Annotated in this window: 16 protein-coding genes; 13 read left to right on the top strand and 3 right to left on the bottom strand. The window is 49.0% G+C overall.

Annotated features, from left to right (window positions below; all coding sequences use genetic code 11):
• Nucleotides 1–39: 39 nt before the first annotated feature.
• From DYE26_RS11240 to DYE26_RS11230, 3 genes are all read left to right on the top strand, one after another.
• Nucleotides 40–2,691 (top strand): glycosylhydrolase-like jelly roll fold domain-containing protein, encoded by a 2,652-nt coding sequence (locus DYE26_RS11240; RefSeq protein WP_036624109.1) that lies wholly within the window; start codon nucleotides 40–42, stop codon nucleotides 2,689–2,691.
• Between the two features lie 68 nt (nucleotides 2,692–2,759).
• Nucleotides 2,760–3,623, top strand: a complete 864-nt coding sequence (locus DYE26_RS11235; RefSeq protein ID WP_051985556.1) for a beta-galactosidase trimerization domain-containing protein — start codon at nucleotides 2,760–2,762, stop codon at nucleotides 3,621–3,623.
• Nucleotides 3,624–3,660: 37 nt separating this feature from the next.
• Nucleotides 3,661–5,235 (top strand): glycoside hydrolase family 43 protein, encoded by a 1,575-nt coding sequence (locus DYE26_RS11230; protein ID WP_036624108.1) that lies wholly within the window; start codon nucleotides 3,661–3,663, stop codon nucleotides 5,233–5,235.
• Between the two features lie 574 nt (nucleotides 5,236–5,809).
• On the opposite strand, the gene DYE26_RS11225 is transcribed toward DYE26_RS11230, so the two are convergent.
• The gene (locus DYE26_RS11225) at nucleotides 5,810–6,565 is read right to left on the bottom strand and encodes a class I SAM-dependent methyltransferase (RefSeq protein WP_036624107.1); all 756 of its coding nucleotides are present in this window, start codon (nucleotides 6,563–6,565) and stop codon (nucleotides 5,810–5,812) included.
• Between the two features lie 149 nt (nucleotides 6,566–6,714).
• Between DYE26_RS11225 and DYE26_RS11220 the strand changes: the two genes are divergently transcribed.
• The 5 genes from DYE26_RS11220 to DYE26_RS11200 are packed head-to-tail and all read left to right on the top strand — an operon-like array spanning nucleotide 6,715 to nucleotide 11,650.
• The gene (locus tag DYE26_RS11220) at nucleotides 6,715–8,316 is read left to right on the top strand and encodes an ABC transporter substrate-binding protein (protein ID WP_036624106.1); all 1,602 of its coding nucleotides are present in this window, start codon (nucleotides 6,715–6,717) and stop codon (nucleotides 8,314–8,316) included.
• A complete protein-coding gene (locus DYE26_RS11215) occupies nucleotides 8,316–9,263 on the top strand; it encodes an ABC transporter permease (RefSeq protein ID WP_036624105.1) in 948 nt (315 codons plus the stop codon). Before DYE26_RS11220 ends, DYE26_RS11215 begins: the two co-directional genes overlap by 1 nt.
• Nucleotides 9,263–10,063 (top strand): ABC transporter permease, encoded by an 801-nt coding sequence (locus DYE26_RS11210; protein WP_036624104.1) that lies wholly within the window; start codon nucleotides 9,263–9,265, stop codon nucleotides 10,061–10,063. Before DYE26_RS11215 ends, DYE26_RS11210 begins: the two co-directional genes overlap by 1 nt.
• The gene (locus DYE26_RS11205) at nucleotides 10,063–10,917 is read left to right on the top strand and encodes an ABC transporter ATP-binding protein (protein WP_051985555.1); all 855 of its coding nucleotides are present in this window, start codon (nucleotides 10,063–10,065) and stop codon (nucleotides 10,915–10,917) included. Before DYE26_RS11210 ends, DYE26_RS11205 begins: the two co-directional genes overlap by 1 nt.
• Nucleotides 10,862–11,650, top strand: coding sequence for an ABC transporter ATP-binding protein (locus tag DYE26_RS11200; RefSeq protein WP_051985554.1), 789 nt, complete (start codon nucleotides 10,862–10,864; stop codon nucleotides 11,648–11,650). The genes DYE26_RS11205 and DYE26_RS11200 overlap by 56 nt, the downstream gene beginning before the upstream one ends.
• A gap of 2 nt (nucleotides 11,651–11,652) precedes the next feature.
• On the opposite strand, the gene DYE26_RS11195 is transcribed toward DYE26_RS11200, so the two are convergent.
• Nucleotides 11,653–12,618 carry a LacI family DNA-binding transcriptional regulator gene (locus DYE26_RS11195; RefSeq protein ID WP_036624103.1) on the bottom strand — a complete coding sequence of 322 codons (966 nt, stop codon included), beginning with the start codon at nucleotides 12,616–12,618 and terminating at the stop codon, nucleotides 11,653–11,655.
• A gap of 147 nt (nucleotides 12,619–12,765) precedes the next feature.
• Between DYE26_RS11195 and DYE26_RS11190 the strand changes: the two genes are divergently transcribed.
• A complete protein-coding gene (locus DYE26_RS11190) occupies nucleotides 12,766–14,088 on the top strand; it encodes a 6-phospho-beta-glucosidase (RefSeq protein ID WP_036624102.1) in 1,323 nt (440 codons plus the stop codon).
• A 96-nt stretch (nucleotides 14,089–14,184) separates the two neighbouring features.
• On the opposite strand, the gene DYE26_RS11185 is transcribed toward DYE26_RS11190, so the two are convergent.
• Entirely contained in the window at nucleotides 14,185–16,503 is a 2,319-nt protein-coding gene (locus DYE26_RS11185; RefSeq protein WP_036624101.1) for an AraC family transcriptional regulator, read from the bottom strand.
• A 259-nt stretch (nucleotides 16,504–16,762) separates the two neighbouring features.
• On the opposite strand from DYE26_RS11185, the gene DYE26_RS11180 reads away from it, so the two are divergent.
• The 4 genes from DYE26_RS11180 to DYE26_RS11165 all read left to right on the top strand — a co-directional run bounded on the left by DYE26_RS11180 (nucleotide 16,763) and on the right by DYE26_RS11165 (nucleotide 21,290).
• Nucleotides 16,763–17,701 (top strand): ABC transporter permease, encoded by a 939-nt coding sequence (locus DYE26_RS11180; RefSeq protein WP_051985553.1) that lies wholly within the window; start codon nucleotides 16,763–16,765, stop codon nucleotides 17,699–17,701.
• 9 nt (nucleotides 17,702–17,710) lie between these two features.
• A complete protein-coding gene (locus DYE26_RS11175; protein ID WP_036624100.1) occupies nucleotides 17,711–18,595 on the top strand; it encodes a carbohydrate ABC transporter permease in 885 nt (294 codons plus the stop codon).
• An 83-nt stretch (nucleotides 18,596–18,678) separates the two neighbouring features.
• Nucleotides 18,679–20,211 carry an ABC transporter substrate-binding protein gene (locus DYE26_RS11170; protein WP_036624099.1) on the top strand — a complete coding sequence of 511 codons (1,533 nt, stop codon included), beginning with the start codon at nucleotides 18,679–18,681 and terminating at the stop codon, nucleotides 20,209–20,211.
• Nucleotides 20,212–20,243: 32 nt separating this feature from the next.
• Nucleotides 20,244–21,290, top strand: a complete 1,047-nt coding sequence (locus DYE26_RS11165) for a glycoside hydrolase family 130 protein (RefSeq protein WP_036624098.1) — start codon at nucleotides 20,244–20,246, stop codon at nucleotides 21,288–21,290.
• The last annotated feature ends 155 nt before the right edge of the window (nucleotides 21,291–21,445 follow it).

Below are 21,445 nucleotides of genomic sequence, written 5' to 3'. Positions count from 1 at the left end.
ATCTGAAAGGCTGAAACTAAGTTGAAACAGGGGGCAATCATGAACAAACGTTTACAAGAAGTGCTTGAGGGTCAAGAACAAAATTATATTCTTCCATTTCTCTGGCAGCATGGCGAGGAGGAGCAGGCGATTCGGGAAGAAATGGCCCGTGTTCATGAAGCCGGAATCGGCGCCGTGTGCGTGGAGTCCCGGCCTCATCCGGATTTTCTAGGGCCGAAATGGTGGAAGGATATGGACATTATTATGGAGGAAGCCCGGAAGCGGGGCATGAAGGTATGGATTCTTGATGACGATCATTTTCCAACGGGACATGCGGGAGGCAAAGTGAAGGAGGCTCCTGCGGAGCTTCACCGGGTGTTTTTGGGGGAACGTTATGTCGATACGATCGGTCCTGCCAAAGGGGCGTCTTTGTTAGTGGACACTTTATTAATGTGCGGACTTCGGCCAACGATCTCTGAGCCCCAACACGCGAGCGGCAAAAATAAGCTGGTTTCGGTGGTCGCGGTCCGCCGCGATCCAGCTAATGGAGTATTGCTGGGTGACCGTGTTGATTTAACCGACCTTGTGCATGACGGTATCCTTTATTGGGATATCCCTGAAGGGTATTGGCGGGTATTTGTTCTTTCGGAAAATAAGGATGGCGGCAGCAAGGCCCAGGAAGATTATTTGAACCCGCTGGACCGGGAATCGGTGCGCATTTTGCTTGATACGGTGTATGAAGCTTTTTACGAACGGTATGGGGAGGATTTCGGAAAGACGATTGCCGGTTTTTTCTCGGATGAGCCTGGATTTTATAATGACCCGGCAACCTTTGATTTCGATTCGAAGCCTGGAAAACGGGGAGTTCCGCTTCCCTGGAGCCGGGAGATGCCGGCCCTGCTCGAACAGGCGCTGGGGGATGATTACCGTAAATGTCTATATCTTCTCTGGGAGGATGCGGGAGAACAATCCAATATCGTACGGTACACCTATATGAATATCGTCAGCAAGCTTTATGCGGACCATTTCTGCAGCCAAATCGGTGCATGGTGCAGAGCCCGCGGCGTAGAATACATCGGGCATGTCCTGGAAGACAACAACGTTCATGCCAGACTTGGTTCCGGCGCCGGACACTTCTTCCGCTCGCTCTGGGGGCAAGACATGTCGGGCCTTGATGTGGTGCTGTGGCAGATCGTTCCCGGCTTCGATGAATTGTCTTACCGCCAGCCAACCGGAGAGACGGATAGTGAATTCTACCACTATGGCCTCGCTAAGCTTGGCGTGTCGCTCGGACATATTGATCCGAAAAAACAAGGCCGGACGATGTGCGAGCTGTATGGGGCGTATGGCTGGACGGAAGGGTTAAAGCTGATGAAATGGCTCACCGACCATATGCTGGTTCGCGGCGTCAACCAGTTTGTCCCGCATGCTTTTACCCAAAAAGCTTTTCCGGATCCGGATTGTCCACCGCATATGTACGCAAGCGGGAAAAATCCGCAGTACCGTTACTACAAGCATTTAAATCGGTATATCAATCGGATCAGTCACCTGATTTCGGAAGGCAGGCATGTGGCGACCGCGGCCGTCGTGTATCACGCTGAAGCCGAATGGTCCGGGAAAGCAATGTATTTTCATAAGCCGGTGAAGGAATTGATGCAGCATCAGATCGACTGCGACGTTCTGCCTATCGATGTTCTTTTGGAAGCGGCCACCGTCAAGGGCGGCAAGCTGCATGTTCATCGCGAGGATTATAAGTGCTTGATCGTACCTTATGCAGAAGCGCTTCCGGCGGCGACGGTCCGGAGTTTGGCCGAGTTTGCCGAACAGGGGCTTGCCGTTCGTTTTGTTGACGGGCTGCCGCTAAGATCGAGCGAGGGGGAGGATGTATCCGCCGAACTGTCCGAGCTTGCCGGTCACCGGAATGTGAAGGCCGTTTTATTGGATAAACTGGCGCAAGACCTTATTATAGACGGACATTTCGATATTAGAGTTGACCAATATGAGCCGTATTTGCGGAGTTATCACTACAGCCATGACGATTTGGATGTGTTTATGTTCTTTAACGAACACCCGCAGCAAACGATTCGTACGAAGCTGGTTTTGCCTGTCCAAGGCGCTGTATATGCCTATGACGCCTTCCTGAATCGATTGACCCGCGTGGAAGCGGCCGAGGGGGATGACGCGGGAACGGTGCATCTTGTCCTCCATCCCTATGAATCTATCGTACTGCTCCATGGCACCGCGCTTGAAGGTTATGCAGCCGCGCCGGCACGCTATGCGACGGGTTCGGGGGTGGAGCTTGCCGGCGAATGGACCATATCCCTCGCTAAAGCTGAAGCGTATCCTCATTTCCAGGAATGGGGAAAGGTAACGGCTCTACCGAATATGAGCGGGCCTGATGGTTTGCCGCGATTTACGGGCACCTTCCGTTATGAAACGGAATTTGAGTGGGACGAAACCGCGAACGGGGCTTTGCTGGATTTGGGCGAGGTCTATGAAACAGCGGAAGTATGGTTAAACGGCGAGCACATAGGTGTCCGCATCTGTCCGCCTTATCGCTTTGAAATCAACGGTCTGCTTAAGAAGGGCAATAACAAGCTGGTCATTGAAGTTACGAATACGTTGGTCAAAGAACAACGCGACTTCTTGTCGTCCTTTGCGCAGCAGGAACCTAGCGGACTGATCGGGCCCGTTCGGGTTTGGTGTGCTTGAGAATGGTACGTACGGATTATTTTCCATCTGCCGCGACATCAATAAGGATAAGAAAGGTGCCATTTATGATGAAGCATACATTTAATGTGCCAGACCTTAAAAAAATCCGTTTGATCGTGAACAGTGATGCCAAGAACGAAGCAGACGACCAATATGCAATCGTTCACGCACTGTTATCGCCCCAATTTATCATGAAAGGCTTGATTGGTGCCCATTTCGGCGAGGAGAGAAGTCAAACCTCAATGATGGACAGTGTGAAGGAAATCGAGCTTCTGTTGGACCTCATGGGTTTGTCGGGGGAATACCCTGTTTTTTGTGGAGCCGAACGCGCCGTCGAGGGCGGGGGGCTACTTGTGCTCGGCTGCCGCAGCGGCTACAAGGACATGACGGGACAGTGCTATATGCTGCCGTTTCCGGGACCGCTTGCCGATTTGTGCGGGATTGAGGTGGAGGACTTTACGCTGATCGGACCGCTGCAGCAGGCGCCGGATATACAATGGGAAGGCGGCGCTGTCCTTAAAGGAGACACCTTTGCCGACATTTTGCGCGTGACATCGGACAGCGCCGAAGTGCTGGCTGCTTATGCATCCGAATATTATGCGGGCAAGCCTGCTCTCGTACGATGCAAGCGTGGCGAAGGGAGCACGTATTACTACGGAAGCGTGTTTACCGAAGCGGTAGCCGGCGCGCTGCTTGACGAGATTGGACTGACGTCCCCGGCTGCGGAATGGGCCGAGTTGCCTGAGGATGTAGAGTTGGCCATCCGCACGCATGAAAAAACGCAAAAAAGCTATGCCTTTTTAATGAACTATGCCCATACGGAGCAGACGGTCGTCTTTCGAAGCCCCAAGCGCGATCTGCTCACGGAAAAAGTACTGCAAGGCGGTTTCCCGATGCAGCCCTTTGAAGTATGCGTCATCGAGCTTTCTTAAAATGAGGGGAAATGAAACAATTTGTAGGAGGAGTCCGATGAGCTATATTATTAATCCCGTATTGCGCGGCTTTAACCCCGATCCCTCGATTCTTCGCGTCGGAGACGATTATTATATCGCCACATCGACCTTCGAGTGGTTTCCCGGGATCCAAATTCATCATTCCAAGGATTTGATTCACTGGAGAGTGTTGACCCATCCGCTCAATCGGACATCCCAGCTTGATATGCTGGGCAACGTAAATTCCGGGGGAGTCTGGGCGCCTTGTCTGAGTTATGACAACGGGATCTTTTACTTAATTTATACGAATGTCAAGTCACGCAAAGGGGCCTTCAAGGATACGCATAACTATTTGGTGACTTCAACCGATATCATGGGTCCGTGGTCGGAACCCGTTTATTTAAACAGCAGCGGCTTTGATCCTTCGCTGTTTCATGATGATGACGGCCGCAAATGGCTGTTGAATATGATCTGGGATTTCCGCAAAGGGAGAAACCAGTTCGCAGGGATTGTCATTCAGGAATACGCTCCAGCGGAGAAAAAATTAATCGGCCCGGTGACCAACATTTTTCAAGGAACCGAGCTTGGGTATACGGAAGGTCCGCATCTCTACAAGCGTAATGGCTATTACTATCTGCTAACCGCCGAGGGCGGAACGAAATACGAGCACGCCGCCACCCTGGCAAGATCGACTTCTATTTTCGGGCCTTATGAGGTGGCTCCCCATAACCCGATTCTGACCAGCTTCAGCCATCCCGAACTGCCGCTCCAAAAGGCGGGACATGCGTCATTGGTCGAAACCCAAACGGGCGAGTGGTATATAGCCCATCTTTGCGCAAGACCTACGGCGGAACGCTATTGCACCCTGGGCCGGGAAACGGCGCTGCAGCGCTGCTATTGGGATGAAGACGATTGGCTGCGGCTGGATGGCGCGGGGAATATTCCAAGCTTAGAGGTGAAAGCTCCGAATCTGCCGGCTCACCCGTTTGAGACCGAACCTGAAAGAGATGATTTTGACGAACCGCAGCTTCGTATCCAGTGGAACACGCTTCGCATTCCGCCGGATTCAAGCTGGCTCTCCTTAAGTGAAAAGAAAGGGTACTTGCGTCTAAGGGGGATGGAATCGCTAAGCTCATGGCATAGACAAAGCCTTGTGGCTCGCCGGCAGCAGGCATTTTGCTGCGAGGCCGAGACGGAGCTCGAGTTCAACCCGGAGCACTTTCAGCAAATGGCCGGCTTAATTCTCTATTATGATACGGATGATTACGTGTACTTAAGAATAACGCATTTGGAAGGGACGGGAAGGGGGCTTGGGATCATTCGAACCGCAGGAGGGGAGTACAATGAGGTTCTTGAAGCCGATGTTCCGCTTCCGGCTGAGGGTCCAATCAAGTTGAAGGCGGTGGTAAACCGGGAGAAATTGCAGTTTTCGTATGCTGCCACTGGTTCCGAATGGAAGCCGGTAGGCCCGGAAATCAATATCCTCCACCTTTCGGATGACAGCGCCAACCCGCTCCGATTCACGGGAACGTTCGTTGGAATGTGCGTGCAGGATTTAAGCGGTACTCGCAAAAATGCGGATTTCGATTATTTTGTATACAGGGAGTTATAATTAGCCCCGGTTTTCGAGGCGACTTTGTGGATCGGATCCAGCAGTTGTAATAAAGCGATCGCTCCATCCGAGCGTATCTGTTTCCTATTCCAGCTTTCTCTTGGTCTATTGTTGAAAGGGATAGTTGCAGAATATACAGTTACTTACCCGGAAAAGCTGCCACAGTGCTTGATTAGATGCAAAACCTGCAATTACTTCGCTATATTTCGAAGAAGAACCAAAGAGGCGAGGAAATACTTGTATAAAATACAATTAAACGAATAATTGGGTAAATGGATGTAAAGTTAGTTGTATGATTTGCAATTATTGGTCAGGGCAAAACGATCAAGCACATTTTGCCCGCCATCCGACCAGCACGCAAGGCGAAATAAATAGGCAGCAGTGTTTTTCTGTTTTGGTCAAGGCTAAGATTTTATTCGCACTCCGTCTGTACAGCTTCAGCGGTTAGGCCGATTTTAGCCCTGCGAAAGTTGAGCAACTATTTTTTACCCGTTCGGGCTTTTCCTACTCCAACAACCATCGTATGGGAATAGGACTATAGAAATCAGAGCCGTAAATAGACGCCGCAAGGCGTCTATTTTTCGGCAACGATCGCGAACATAGGTCTGTGGCGGTTTAGGATTTTTTCTCCTGGACTATAAAATTCAGCATCGAACCCTTCATGGACTTGGATTTTAGTAAAGCCAATAAATTTAAACATTTCGCTGTCCCATCCAGGTCTTCTTACATAAGTCAATGGCAAGGTGAGCGCCAGTCGATCTCCTTCCTCGATGTCTTGCTCTTCGCGGTACGGCAAGTAACCTTGCTCGATCGCCTCCTCCTTGGCTTTTCTGAAGAGCTCTGCCTCCTGGGGATGGCTCAAAAACAAATTCCAATTTGCGTCGAAAATAATAACTTGGCCATCGTCGCCCAGCATCCCATGCCAATTTTGATAAGCCGCAACAGGATTGTATAGGAACCAGGTGACATTCCTGGAAATGATGACATCAAAAGTTTCCTCAGTTTTGTATTCGATGATATCCGTCTCCACAATCCTGATATTGCAGTTGTATTTTTGCGCATTTTGCTTAGCTCTGGCCACCATTTCAGGCGAGGAATCGATGGCGGTAACCCGGTGCCCCATACGGCTAAGCAAAACCGCAAAAAATCCGGGCCCCGTTCCAACATCGAGGATTTTTAAATTCCGTTTTCCGGATAAAAGATTACTCAGGATCGCGTTCCATTGATCGTATGTATCCGTTGCAAATTCGGTATTAACGATTTCATCATACACCGCTGCTCCTTTGTCCCAATAATCACGATATTGCTCTGCAAGCTTATGCTCAGTCATTAACCCGGTCTCCTTTATTAAAAAAATATGTTGCAAATCGTAACAATTACGATTAATAATATACAAAGATTACTCTGTTTGCAAGTGGCCATGATCATTGCGCCCGTTTAATCGCCAACATCGAAGGAGAAGAAGTAGGAGGAGTAGGGATGTTTAGCAGATATGGTTTCAGTGTTGCCGCCGTTTTGACGTTGTTGTTGCTTATAGGGTGTACGCAAGCCCAAAGTCCGGTTTCCGATGCCGGCCATGAAACAGACAAACAAATCGTTGTAGCGGTAACCCAGGATACGGAAGGGGATAAACTCGATGCCGCGACCTACAATGGAGCACGGCATGTGCATGCCGCTATATATGATGCGCTGGTGGGATATGAAGGGGAAGGCAAAATGGTTCCCGGCTTGGCCGAATCATGGGAAATCTCCGCTGACGGAAAGAAATATACTTTTCAGCTAAGAAAACAAGTGAAATTCTCGGACGGCAGTCCATTGAATTCCGCGGCTGTTAAGTTTTCTTTGGAGCGGGCGGTCGGCAGAGAAGAGAACGCTACGAATGAAATCTCCCGGTTGCTGACAAAAATTGAAACCCCCGATGACAACACCGTCGTACTTACGTTCAAAGAAACCGCAACTCAAATCTTGTATGAGCTTAGCCAGGCCAGGCCTTTTCGGATCATGAGTCCAAACGCGGTAACTCCTGCGGGAGATGTGGATGGAGAATTTCATCAAGCAATCGGCACGGGGCCCTGGAAAATAGGCAGCTATCGGCAAGGAGTCGAGACGGTTCTGGTTGCAAACGAACATTATTGGTTGGAGCAACCGTCGGCGTATTCGCTTGTTTTTCGAGTCATTACGGATCCGCAGGCCAGGGTGCTTGCGCTGCAATCCGGAGAGGTAGATCTTGCGGGCGGGGAAGTGGGCAATATTCCGGCGGAAAGTCTAAGTATTTTTCAAAATAACGGCAAATATGCGGTAGAAACGGGCACCAGCACCATGTCCTATTTTTTGGTGATCAATCAAAACCATGCGGCTCTGTCGGATAAAAATATACGCCAGGCGATCAATTACGGAAATGATACGAGTAAATACACGGATGGCAGCGGTGAACCGGTCAAAGGGTTGTTTCAACGGGAAGTCGCCTTTGTCACGGACGATAACCAGCCTTTTTATCCTTACGACCCTGAGAAGGCAAAACAATTGATCGCAGCCGCGGGCTACGAATGGAATGAGAAAAAGCAGCTTTATGAGAAAGACGGACAAGTCCTGGAGCTGCGACTGGTAATTCAAACGGAAGAATATCCGGAGTGGAAAGAGATGGCGGAAATTTTCCAGGACAACATGAAGCAGATCGGCATCCAAATAAACATCGTAAATCAGGAACGGGCCGCTTACTACGATACGTTATGGAGCAGCAAAGAATATGACCTGCTTATGTACCGGACTTATGCGGATGCGCAATTGCCGTACCGATTTCTGTCTTCTTTATTCTACAGCTCACCGTCAGCGCCGGGCGTTGCTTATCAAGACCGGCCATTGTCCGACCTGCTGGATCAGATTGCTTCCACCGTCTCGGCAGAGCAGCAGCAGGCGTTATTTGACCAAGTGTTTGTTCGCATGCATGAGGAAGCGATGACGGTGCCGGTTTACTACGCCAAGCAAACCTTTGTTCATACGCGCGAACTGGCCGGCTTTACTTTCAATGCCATAGAGGATGATCCTGTAAAGTGGCATCACTTGAAGAAGGAAGCACAATAATGCTGCGTTCCATTACCCAGCGTCTGTTGATGTTAATGCTCACGTTGGTCCTGTTTTCATTGTTCGTCTTCACCCTAATGCGTCTGGCGCCGGGAGATCCGGCGTCGATGATGCTGCTGAACATCGGGGCGGTGCCGGAGCGATCATTGGTGGCTCATTTGCAGGCGCAATGGGGGCTTGATCAATCGTTTATTCAGCAATACATGGCTTGGGTTGTTCAGATATTCCAAGGAGAACTGGGAAATTCCTTTATGTCCGGCGAACCGGTGTTACACGAAATCATGAACCGTTTAGAACCGACGCTGACCCTGATCGTAGGCTCCTTTTTACTTACGGTGTCTATTTCAATACCGGCCGGAATTTGGTTAGGCTTGAATGCAGGTTCGTTTGCGGATCGCGTAGTTTATTCGGTTACCATTTTGGGGCTATCCATTCCCTTATACTGGCTCGCGATTCTGCTGATGTATGCTTTCGGTGTGATCTGGCCCGTTCTTCCGATCGTTGGCAGCTCTTCCGTACAGCATTATGTGCTTCCGGTAACGGCGATCTCCCTAATCCAAAGCGTTTACTTCATTCGGATGGTGCGCTCATACACCGTGCAATACAGTAAATTCTCTTATATTGAAGCGGCAAGAGCCAGAGGTTTGCGGCCCGCTATTTTTTATCCGGCTTATCTATTCCGCGCCATGTTCATCCCGATCCTGACGTTAATCACGACCAGCTTGCCAAGCTTTTTTGGAGCCTCGATCATCACGGAAACGATTTTTAGTTTTCCGGGGTTCAGCAAATATATGCTCGAGGCGATTTACCGCCGTGATTTTCCCGTCATTCAGGGGAGTGCGCTGCTGGTGGCCGCTTTTATATTTGGGTTTAACTTTGTGGCCGATATCCTTTATTTTGTGGCCGATCCGCGTGTTCATCTTGATAAACAGAGGTGGGAACTATGATGAACCTCGTTTGGGCGAATAAACTTCCTGCAGCGGCTTTGTTGTATATTGCGGTTCTTATGATTGCCGGGCTGAGCGCATCGTGGATTTCACCTTATGACCCGTTCCAAACCGATCATCAAGCAAAGCTCCTTCCCCCAAGCCTCGCTCATCCGTTTGGAACGGATTATCTGGGAAGAGATTTGTTAAGCCGGGTGATTCACGGGATCGGCGACTCCGTGTTCCCCGTTTTCATAGTCCTCAGCGTCGTCATGTTGATCGGACTGTTCGTCGGCGCGCTGAGCGCTTTTTGGGGGAATAAACTTGACCTGTTGATGATGAGCGTGACGGATATTTTTACGGCCTTGCCGAATGTCCTGCTCACCATCGTGGTGGTTGGTTTTCTCGGTTTTGGCATGGAGAATGTTTATTTCGCGGTGATTCTTTCCTGGTGGGCCAAGTACGTAAGATTAATTCGCGGTTTGATCCATGATGTGAAAAAGGAGCCGTATATTATGGCCAGCAGGGTAAGCGGATCGTTTGGCATGAGAACGATAATCCGGCATATGATCCCGAATATCGCCCCGCAGCTGGGAACCATGCTGATTCTGGATGTAAGCAAGGTGATTTTGACTTTATCCGGTTTATCCTTCTTGGGAATTGGCGCGCAGCCGCCTTCACCCGAATGGGGGGTTATGTTATTGGATGGGAAAAATTATTTGCAGGTTGCGCCATGGATGGGGTTTTTCCCGGGCTTGATGATTTTTCTGACCGCCTGTTCGTTCCAGATTGTCGGCGAGCGGCTCAGGAGGGAGAAATAATGGATACCGTAGTAGACATAAAAAATCTGCATATTCGGAACGCATTCGGCCAGCCGCTGGTACACAATAGCAGTTTTTGTTTGGAGTCGGGGAAAACTTATTGCCTATTGGGGGAAAGCGGAAGCGGCAAGACGTTAACAAGCAAAGCTGTTTTAGGGATGCTGCCTGCCGGTCTGCAAATGTCGGGCGAGATCCTGTTGCGCGGCCAAAACCTGAATCGTTTATCCCAAAAGGACTGGCGCAAAATCAGGGGGAAACAGGTGGGCGTCATTTTTCAGCACCCTGAGCAAGCCTTGCATCCAGCGCTCCCGATCGGCAGACAATTAGGTGATCATATGCTTAGCCATTTACCGATATCGAGGCATGAGGCTGAGCAACAAGCGGAAAAGATGCTGTCTCAAGTGCTCTTGAACGATACGGCGCGCGTGATGAAAAGTTATCCTCATGAGCTGAGCGGCGGAATGAATCAACGTGTCATGATTGCGATGGCGCTGCTGTTAAAGCCTGAGGTAGTGATTGCCGATGAGCCGACGAGCGCCCTTGATGTCACCACCCAGGCTGAAGTCATCTCCTTATTGCACCATCTGATATCGGAGCTGAACAGGAGTATGTTGTTTATTACGCATGATGTGCTTCTGGCCAGTTATCTTGCGGATACGATCGGTGTGATGCGTGACGGAGAAATCATCGAGCAGGGAAGCGCCGAGCGAATATTAGGACAACCCGAGCAGGAATATACCAAACAATTATGCAGGTATCGATCGCAAAGATTCCTTAACAAAGGAGGTGCCGGTCCGAATGCTCCAAGTGCTGCAGCTATGCAAAAAAATGAATGGAAAGCAAATTCTGAGTGACATCCATTTTACGATAGAAGCTGGAGGGTCCCTGGCTATCGTAGGCGAGAGCGGCAGCGGTAAATCCACGCTGGCCCAGCTGATCATGGCCTTAAAGCAGCCGACATCGGGGCAAATTATATTTAACGGGCAACACCTGCCCCGCAAAGGAATAAAAGCGTATAAAGAATGGTATCGCGATATTCAGATTGTTTTGCAAAATACAGCCTCAACCTTAAACCCGGCGCTGAGCTTGTTTCAGTGTCTGGAAGAACCGTTAAAGAACTTTACAAGCTTGAACAGAACGGAACGCAAAAAGAGAATTTTAGAGTATTCGGACAAAGTGGGGCTTCGTGAGGAACTTCTTAGATACCGGCCAGGTAAATTAAGCGGGGGCCAGTACCAAAGAGCCTGCCTGGCCAAAGCGCTGATCATCCATCCCAAACTATTGATCTGTGATGAAATCGTCTCGAACCTTGATATCGTATTGCAACAGCGGATCATAGAACTGCTTAAGTCCATTCAGCGGGAACAAGGGTTGTCTCTTCTGTTCATTACCCATGACCTCTCGCTTGTGCCCGGACTGTGCCAAGATATTTTAGTAATGAAAGACGGAAAAATGATCGAGCAATTTCATACTTCCGACCTCTATAATGAGCGCGTGCGGGACGCCTATACGATCGCGTTGCTTAAATCAACCGAAATGCTTGAAGCCAAATGGATGATCTGGAAAGAGCCGGGCCCTCTTCATTAAATCTATGTCGATCTTCGCTCAACCACGTTAAACTCCAGAGAATGCAGTTTAGGGACGGCTTGCTCCAGCATTCCCTTTATAATATTAAATGCATTCTCTGCTTGTTTATCTACGGGATAATGGATGGTTGTCAGATCCAGCAGGTGGGCGATGTCTGTATTATCAAATCCCATAATTCCCACATCATCCGGCACCGAAAATCCGGCGCGCCGCAGCTCCGTTAAAATCCCTGCCGCTACCTCGTCGGTCGAGCAGGAAATCGCATCCGGCTTGTCCGCTTGTTTTATCCACCATCGCGCTACTTCTTCTCCATCGCGAATGGTCATCTTATTATGAAATTGCGGGAAGCCTTTATCTTTTAATCCGTACTTTTGAATAAAATCCTCATAGGCTCTGATTCGTCCCAGGGTATTCAGGCCTTTGGACGAGTATACGTTTAAAATTTTCCGGTAACCTTTGGCGTATAGATACTCGAGGCCAAGCATGTAGCCTTGATATTGATCCATAAAAACGGACGGTATCGTGTCACTGACGAGACGTTGCCAAGTTACAATCGGTCCGTATTTCGTGTAGGATTCGATGACATCCCACTCATTCGTGCGGAGCAGGCAAAGCAGGGCGTCCAACTGCTTGCTGCGCAACATTTCAAGAGCTTCAAGTTCCTTATCGCAGTTTCCGTTTGTCATGAAAAGCATGACGTTAAATCCGTATTTTTGGGCAATCGTATGAAATGAGCGTATGAGCGACATTAACAGTGTACTGTATGAAACGGCGATAACCCCAATGATCCGGGTCATGCCTTTTTTTAAAGATTTCGCATTGGAATTGGGTACATAATCCAACTGTTCAATGATGTTTAAGACTCTTTCTCTCGTTAAATCGCTTACATAGGGGTGCCGGTTAATTACGCGTGAAACCGTTGCCGTAGAAACGCCTGCAAGCCGTGCGATCTCTTGGATATTTGCCACCTGTGGACCACCTCCTCATTAAGCATAGCATTGTTTTGAGTACTTACAAAGTTGAACAACCCCTAAAAATAGGGTTTGACCTGTAATGCATTACATCATCTACAATCGAATTGTCAAAAGAAACGAAGAACGAAGGAGGGTATTTCAATGAAAAAAGGATTAAAAATCGTTACGATCGGCGGCGGGTCAAGCTATACCCCCGAATTGATCGAAGGGTTTATTAAACGGCACCATGAACTTCCGCTCAGGGAACTTTGGCTTGTCGATATTGAAGCGGGGAAAGAGAAGCTGGAAATTGTCGGAGCCATGGCAAAAAGAATGGTAAAGGCAGCGGGAATCGACTGTGACATTCACTTGACGCTGAATCGGAGAGAAGCGCTGGTTGATGCCGATTTTGTCACAACCCAATTCCGGGTGGGCCTTTTGGATGCTCGCATTAAAGACGAAACGATTCCGCTTCGTCATGGGATGATCGGTCAGGAAACCAACGGAGCAGGCGGCATGTTTAAAGCGTTCCGCACCATTCCGGTCATCTTGGAGATCGTCAATGATATGAAGGAGCTTTGCCCTGATGCCTGGTTGATCAACTTTACGAACCCGGCGGGAATGGTAACGGAAGCCGTGCTGCGATACGGCCGGTGGGAGAAGGTCATCGGTTTGTGCAACGTTCCCATTATGGCGACTAAGAACGAAGCCGCTGTACTGGAAAAAAGCGAAGAAGAATTGTTCTTCAAATTTGCCGGCATTAATCACCTGCACTGGCACAAAGTCTATGGCCGAAGCGGTGAAGAACTTACCGCTGAAGTGATCGATAAACTTTACGGTCCCGATGCCAAACCGGAAAAAATCGTGGAAAATATAAAAAACATGCGCTTCTTGTATGAACAAATCCGTCAATTGGAAATGCTGCCTTGTCCTTATCATCGTTATTATTACATGACGGATAGCATGCTGAAAGAAGAGCTGGAAGAGGCCGATAAGGAAGGGACCCGCGGGCAGGTAGTGAAACGTCTGGAAGAAAGTTTGTTTGAGCTTTATAAAGATCCCAACCTGGATTACAAGCCCAAAGAACTGGAGCAACGCGGGGGAGCATACTACAGCGACGCAGCTTGTGAAGTGATTAATGCCATCTATAACAACAAAGGAACGCGCATGGTAGTCAACACACGCAACCGCGGGGCGATTAGCGATCTGCCTTATGACAGTGCCATTGAAATTACGAGCATGATTACGGCACACGGTGCGGAGCCTGTACATTTTGGCGCATTCCCGTCCGCTCAAAGAGGGCTATTGCAGTTAATGAAGGCGATGGAAGAGCTGACGATTGAAGCGGCCGTCACAGGAGATTACCCAACAGCACTACAGGCATTTACATTGAATCCCCTGGTGACAAGCGGCGACGTGGCTAAAGTGGTTTTGGATGAATTGTTGGAAGCGCATAAAGAGCATCTGCCGCAGTTTAAAAAATGATGATTTGGTAACGTTCATAGCAGTGCATTAGGAAGAACAAATGGATGGGCCTGTACGGACCATCCATTTGTTTAAAGGTAATTAAAAGGATTCTTATTAGGATGTGGTGTTTTTATGCATCCTCCGATATTGGGCTGGCGTCATTCCATACACCTTTTTGAAGATGGAATAAAACGTGTTAAGCGACGAAAATCCGTATTTCTGGATGATCGGCTCAATCGGCGAGTCGGAGGCAAGCAACTCCTGACAAATGTAATTTAGGCGCTTCTCCGATATCTTTTCCGTAATCGACTGGTTTGTCTCCGCTTTATACAAACTGCGGAAATAGTTCACGGACAGACCCAAATGGTCGGCCAGCATTTTTGCGGACAAGTTCGAATCGGTTAAATGTGCTTCAATGAACTGGTCCGCCTGCTCGATCAGGGCCGCGTTTTTGGACAGACTGCGGGCAGCCTCAATGTCTTCAAGCGTCTTGGTTATAAGCGCTTCCATCCAAGGCACTACGTTTTCCATCGTCTCCTGCTGTATGATCTGATTCTCGATAGAAGTCAGCCCCCATGAACTGGGCAGCGGCTGACTGGAGTGCTCCTGCATAAGCCGGCGTATGTTCATAAACAAGGTAATCAGCGACATTTTACATTCAAAATAGGGCAGTCCCCGCAGCTTGACCACGGCTGAGCGTATGATTTCCAGAACCGTATCCGCGTTACCCTTGGGAAGAGCCTGAGCGATCTGCCGCTCTTTGTCCACAGGCAGATGATACAGTTCTCCGGGCGCGTCGGCCAGCCATGCTTTCACGACGAGCGCTCCGTGCCCGAATCGGAACCGTTCCTGCGTCAGTTCATACGTCTCCATATATACTTCATGCATGTCGGTCAGGCTGGGCAACGTCCTACCCCAAGCGACGGTCGTGCCGATTGACAAATACTGCTCCATTAACTGCTTAGATACTTGCAGCTTCTTTGCAAATTCTTCGGACAATGGAGCCGATAAGACAACCGCCACGTGATCGTTCCCCATGTCCACCGTTTGCAGCTTGTGCTTGGAAAATTGCAGCGACTCTTGAATAATATTGGACATTGCAAATCGGAGTAGACGCCGGTCCTTTTCCGGGTAGGCCTCCGTAAATTCCGAGAAGTGGTCGATCCGGAAGATGGCCACCGACAGCTGATCTTCCGGCAGAGCAATTCCCCATTCTTGAAATTGAGCACATATTTCCTCTGCCGTATGATAGATACCCCCCAGAAAATCCCGTAAAAACCGCTCCCTACCCAGAATTTTAGTATGCCGCCAGTGCTCGGTCAGTTCATAAATCCGATTGTGTTGGGCTGTAAACACATTGGATAAGTAGTCAAGTTCATTTGCGCTATATCCTTCGCCGGGCTTTTCCGCTTGATGCTGGCGCATCACTCTGCTAATCAGTTCTTGAATAGGCGAGTACACCCGTTTGGAAATCAGAACGATCACGGTCAATGATGCTATGAACAGAATGAGGAACAAGATCAGGCTTGTGTTGCGAAGAACAGTGATTTTTCCCAAAATGACAGACTTCGGGATAGTTTCGATAAAACTCCAATCCTGAATCCCTTTAATGGAGGAGCCTGCGTAAACCATCAGTTGCTCTTCCTGATTGCGGGGCTGAAACAGCTTCCATCCGCTTTCGCCCTTATTCCCTTGGCTCCTGAGCTCCGCAATTTGTTCCTGATTCAAAGGAATGCTGCTAAAAACCGTCTCATCCCGATCATTCAGAACAGTGACCGACCTGTTCGCATAATTCGAATTGTTCTGAAGCAAGGTCATTAAATTATCAGTATCTATATTCAGAACGAAAGCCGAGATGGAACTGCCTTTTTCGTAAAATCTTACGATGCTAATCACCTCTTTGGCCTTAATCCCGACAAGCGGAATGGACAAGGTTCTCGGAATGAGAACGCTGTGATCCGTTGTAGCCGGATCCTGCAAACGCTTAATAATGTCCTGGTCGTAAAAAGCTTCCGCATCACTCAATCCAAGTCTGGAATCTACTACAGTATTTGTGTAATCGTTGATTAGGTATACCGAATCGATAGACGGATTGGCGTTCTTGATTTCGATAAGCCGTCTCCATACCCCATAAGTTTCAAAATCGCTGTATTGATCCGAAAGGGCATTCACCTTGAGGGTACTGTCATCGCTGGAGGAGAAGCTGAATTCCAAAGACCATTCCATCAGACGCGCAGTGTTCCGGGCACCGTTCAATAGCAAGGATTCGGAATGATCGCCGATCTCTTCCAGAAGCGTCTGGGAAGACTGCCAATAGAGCAGCGCAAAAGATACAGCCAGAACCAGAACGTTTGCACTGACAAAATAAAAAATAAGTTTCATATAAGTAGGATGCCGCTTCAGCGATGTGAAAAGTGGAAGTCTGAACTTCATTGCTCTGAATCCCCCGTTATTATAACTTCCGATTCTTATCATTTTTAGATTATTAATTATAGCATAACGAGCATTCCTGTCTGCAGAATCGGTTATTTTCGAGGGTAGTGTTGTTTTTGGGAAGTTCGTAAATCTGCGCTTGCAGGAAAAATTGGAGCTTGCCGGAATTGCCGTTGCAGTGAGGGCTCGGTAAGGTAACGGTATAAATAACGGGACGCAGATGCGATTGCCTGTTTTGATGAAAGGGGGAAGTAAAAGTATGCAATACCAACTTAATGCAAGGAAACGGTCCAAGCTGAAGCATATTGTTCGTAATCCTTTTCTCTATGCTATGGCCGTACCGGGGCTGCTGTTCTTTCTCGTATTCAGTTATTTTCCCATATACGGGATTATGATTGCCTTCAAAGACTATAATTTTGCCAAAGGAATTACGGGAAGCGAATGGGTCGGTTTTAAAAACTTCAACTATTTTTTTACTTCGGATGACTTCTGGGTCATCCTGCGCAACACGCTGATGCTGAACATGCTGTTCATTTTGTTTACTACGGCGGCTGCTGTATTAATCGCGCTAATGTTCAATGAAATTCGCAATAAGTATTTCAAACGAATTTCGCAGTCTCTCATTTTTCTTCCTTATTTTATGTCCTGGATTGTGGTAGGAATGATTGTCCAATCCTTATTCGGCGGGGAAGAGCCGATGATCAATACTTGGCTGCAAAATTTCGGCTTGGAACCGGTCAACTGGATGTTTGAGTCGAAGCTGTGGCCTTTCATTCTGACGGTTATTCGCGTGTGGCAAGGAGCCGGTTATCTTTCGATTATTTTTCTGGCCGCGATTACCGGCATATCGGAGGATTTGTACGAGGCTGCCCGGATTGACGGGGCATCTAAGCTGCAGATTGTGTTGCGCATTACGCTGCCGCTGCTCGTTCCTACTGTTATGATCATGACTTTGCTGGCCGTAGGCAAGATTTTCAACGGGGACTTTGCCATGATCTATGCCATCATTGGAGACAATTCCTTGCTGTATCCGACTACCGACGTCATCGACACCTTCGTATTCCGCTCCATGAGACAGCTGCATGACTTCGGCATGTCTTCGGCGGTCGGCCTGTTCCAGTCGGTTATGGGTCTGATCTTTGTCATTGCCGCCAACTGGGTAACCCGAAGGGTGTCTAAAGAATCCGCTTTATTCTAGGAGGTAACGATGAGACAGAAACAGAGTGCTGCGGATCGGACTTTTACGGTATTTGCCTATACGTTCATTTTGTTGTTCACTTTATTTTGTCTGTTTCCTTTTCTGCTGATGATTATCGGATCGTTTACGGACGAGGGGGAACTGATTGCGCACGGGTATACTTTATTTCCGCAAAAATTATCGCTGGACGCTTATAAAGCGGTTTTGCAATCGGATGTGCTGCTGAGCGGCTATGCGGTCACGATTTTTATCACCGCCGTAGGCGCATTAAGCGCGCTGTGCATTTCCGCAATGCTCGGCTATTCTCTGGCCAACAAGCGGAATGTCCTGCAAACGCCGTTTCTGATTTTCTGCTATTTGCCTATGCTTTTTTCCGGAGGCATCATTCCGTTTTATATTGTGGTCAGTCAGTGGCTGCATTTGCAGAATACCGTTTGGGTGCTAATTTTAACATTATTATGCCAGCCGTTCCTCGTCTTTTTGCTTGTCAGTTTCTTCCGCACAATTCCCGAGGAATTGGAGGAAGCCGCAAGAATTGACGGGGCGAATGAGATGAGAATTTTCTTTCAAATTATGATACCGATCTCGAAGCCGATTCTGGCTTCCGTCGGTCTCTTTTATGCCCTGAACTACTGGAATGACTGGTTTATGGGATTGATGTTCGTGGATAATGAGAAGCTGTTCCCGCTGCAATTGATTCTGCGCCGGATGGTATCCAATATGGAGGCCGCCAGAAATCTCATTCCCGCCGCCGCAGCCATTGCCGTAACGCCACCAACCTATGGTGTGCGGATGGCGACAACCGTGCTGACGATCGGCCCGATTGTCTTGCTGTATCCCTTGCTTCAAAAGTATTTTGTCAAAGGTCTAACGGTAGGAGCTGTCAAAGGGTAATCGAGAATTTCCGGCATTAACCGGATCAGCCCGGTTAATCATAGATACTTTTTTTCTTCATTATATAAAGGGAGGTTAACGAAATGAGATTGAAAAAATGGTTTGGCGCGGTGACGGCCACAGTATTGGCTTTGTCATTGATGCTGGCGGGCTGCGGAGGCAAAACGGGGACTGGCGGCAATGAAGGGAATGCTCCAACGAATACGGAAAACACTACATCCGCACCGAAGGAAACGGTGACCCTGAAAGCTTATTTCCCGGGAGATAAGCCGGCGGGCTTTGACGATGTGCTGCAGGCGGTCAACGACAAATTGAAAGCGGATAACGTCGGAGCGGCCTTGAATATTAATTTCTTGCCGTGGTCCGATTACGGGAATGCGGTATCTGTGAAGATGTCTGCCGGGGAAGATTTCGATATGTATTTGGATGCCCCATGGTTGTCGATGAATCAGATGATCGCCAGCAATTCTTTGCTGGAACTGGATGCCATGGTGGCCGAGCGTCTGGAGCTTAAAGCGTCCATTCCCGATGAAATGTGGGAATATAACAAATTCGACGGCAAAATTATGGGCATTCCGCTCGGCACCACCCAAGGCCCGGTATACGGCCTGCTGATCCGCAAAGATTTGCGCGAGAAATACGGACTTCCCGAGTTGAAAACGCTCGAAGATCTGGAGAAATTTTTGTATACGGTCAAGGAAAACGAGAAGGACGTCAGACCCTTCGTCATTAACGGCATAAAGGCCGATAAACTTCCATTTATTCTGAGCGAATCCGCTAATCTGGCGCTCGATGAAGTGCTGGAAATCGGCGTCAGCATGTTCTCCTATTCAACCAAGGACAAGAAAGTTGTCGGTCAATGGGCAAGCCCGATGATTGCCGATGGTTATGAACGCGTCACCAAATACTACAAGGACGGCATAATTTCCAAAAATATCGCGCAGGAGCAAAATGCGGAAACCTTGTTCAAACAGGGAAAATATGCGGCCACCTATTATGCTGCAGACGGTGTGGAGGGATTGAAATATTCGGATATGCTGAAGGATGGCAGCGACAAGCTTGAGGTTTTCGTTCCAAACGGTGATAAGGCGGGGCCGTATACCGCTTTCCAGCAATGGAATTTCCTTTGCATTCCGACTTCATCCAAGCACAGCGATTTGGCTCTGGACGTAGTCAATTGGTTGTCCATTAAGGAAAACCACGATTTGATGGAATACGGCATTCAAGGGAAGGATTGGGAGCCTGCCGGCGATACGAGCTATAAGGCGCTGTCCAACTATTCGTTCCCGGGCTTTGTGCTGACCTGGCGGCCAACGCTGAACCGCACGCCGGATACGATGATGCCGGATGACAAGAAGTGGTTCGACTTCTCCGCCGACCCGGCTAATTTCACGCTTAGTCCGACGGCAGGCTTCAGCTTTAACGCTGAAAAGGTGAAGACGGAATATGCCAAAATTACGCCGCTTCACGATTCGTTTTTCCTGCCGCTTAGTCAAGGTGTGCTGTCTGCGGATGAAGGCAAGGCGACGCTGGAGGAAAAAATGGCGAGCCTCGGCGGACAAAAAGTGATCGATGAAATTCAAGCGCAAATCGACGCCGTTACATCCGGTAAATAACAATCATTGAAAGACGGAAAGAGGTATCTTACATGAACGTAAAACGCTGTGCGCAAAATCCTGTTATACGTGTCGGGGACGTTGCACCCTCCCGCCCCGACTTTCGAGTGCTTGGAGCGTTTAATGCAGGCGTTGCGCAAGTACGGGATGAAATTATTCTGTTGCTGCGCGTTTCGGAAGCTCCGGTATCGGACCGGGTGGACGAAGTGCTTGTCCCCCGGCTTAACGAAGCGGGCACCGATGTACTTATAGAGCGCTACGACAAGGCTGACCCGAGCTATGATTTCTCCGACTCGCGCTTCGTAGCAAGGGACGGACGAACGGCCATGCTCACATCCTTATCCCATCTGCTGGTGGCGCGAAGTAAGGATGGCGTTCATTTCGACATCGAGCCGCAGCCGGCCTTGTTTCCGGAACACGCTCTGGAAGCGTGGGGGATTGAAGATCCGCGCGTGACCCAAATCGGGGACATGTATTATATCACTTACAGCTCCGCCTCCGCTCGCGGCGTTGGCGTTGGCCTGGCGGAGACCCGGGATTTTCGAACATTCAAGCGTCACGGGCTTATGCTCGCTCCCGAAAATAAGGACGTCATGATATTCCCGGAGAAAATTAACGGCAAATACTACGCTTTGCACCGTCCGGTGCCGAAGTCGTTCGGTTCCCCCGAGATGTGGATTGCCGAATCGCCCGATCTCATACATTGGGGGAACCATCGCTTCTTGATGGGGCTTAGCGAACAAGGCTGGGATTCGGCTCGAATGGGCGGCGGCGCGGTTCCGATTCGAATCGATCGCGGCTGGCTTGCGCTGTACCACGGCGCGGACAGCAAGCATCGCTATTGTATGGGCGCAGTGCTGCTCGACTTGAAAGATCCGGCCAAGGTGATAGCAAGATCTCGTGTACCCGTATTGGAGCCGGAAACCGCCTATGAGGTGAATGGATTTTTCGGCGGGGTCGTGTTTTCGTGCGGAGCCATTTTACTAGATCAAACGATCCGCATGTATTACGGTGCCGCGGACGAAGTGATGGCTGTAGTGGACATCCCGTTGGAGGATATATATAGTACGTTTTTTTGAAGGGTTGAAGGCAGTATTTGCTGCCTTCTTCAATCCATTAATGTGAAAGCGTTATCAACAACGTTTTTGAGCTTAACAAGGAGGAGCATGAGAATGGCTAACCCAAGGCAAAGGTTTGTAAAGAGGTGGATATGTCTTACTACGGTTTGTTTAAT

Origin of the sequence: Paenibacillus macerans, assembly GCF_900454495.1 — a bacterium.
GTDB lineage: Bacteria > Bacillota > Bacilli > Paenibacillales > Paenibacillaceae > Fontibacillus > Fontibacillus macerans.
Note: the sequence above shows the minus strand (reverse complement) of the source record. Positions and strands in the feature narration are given on the sequence as shown.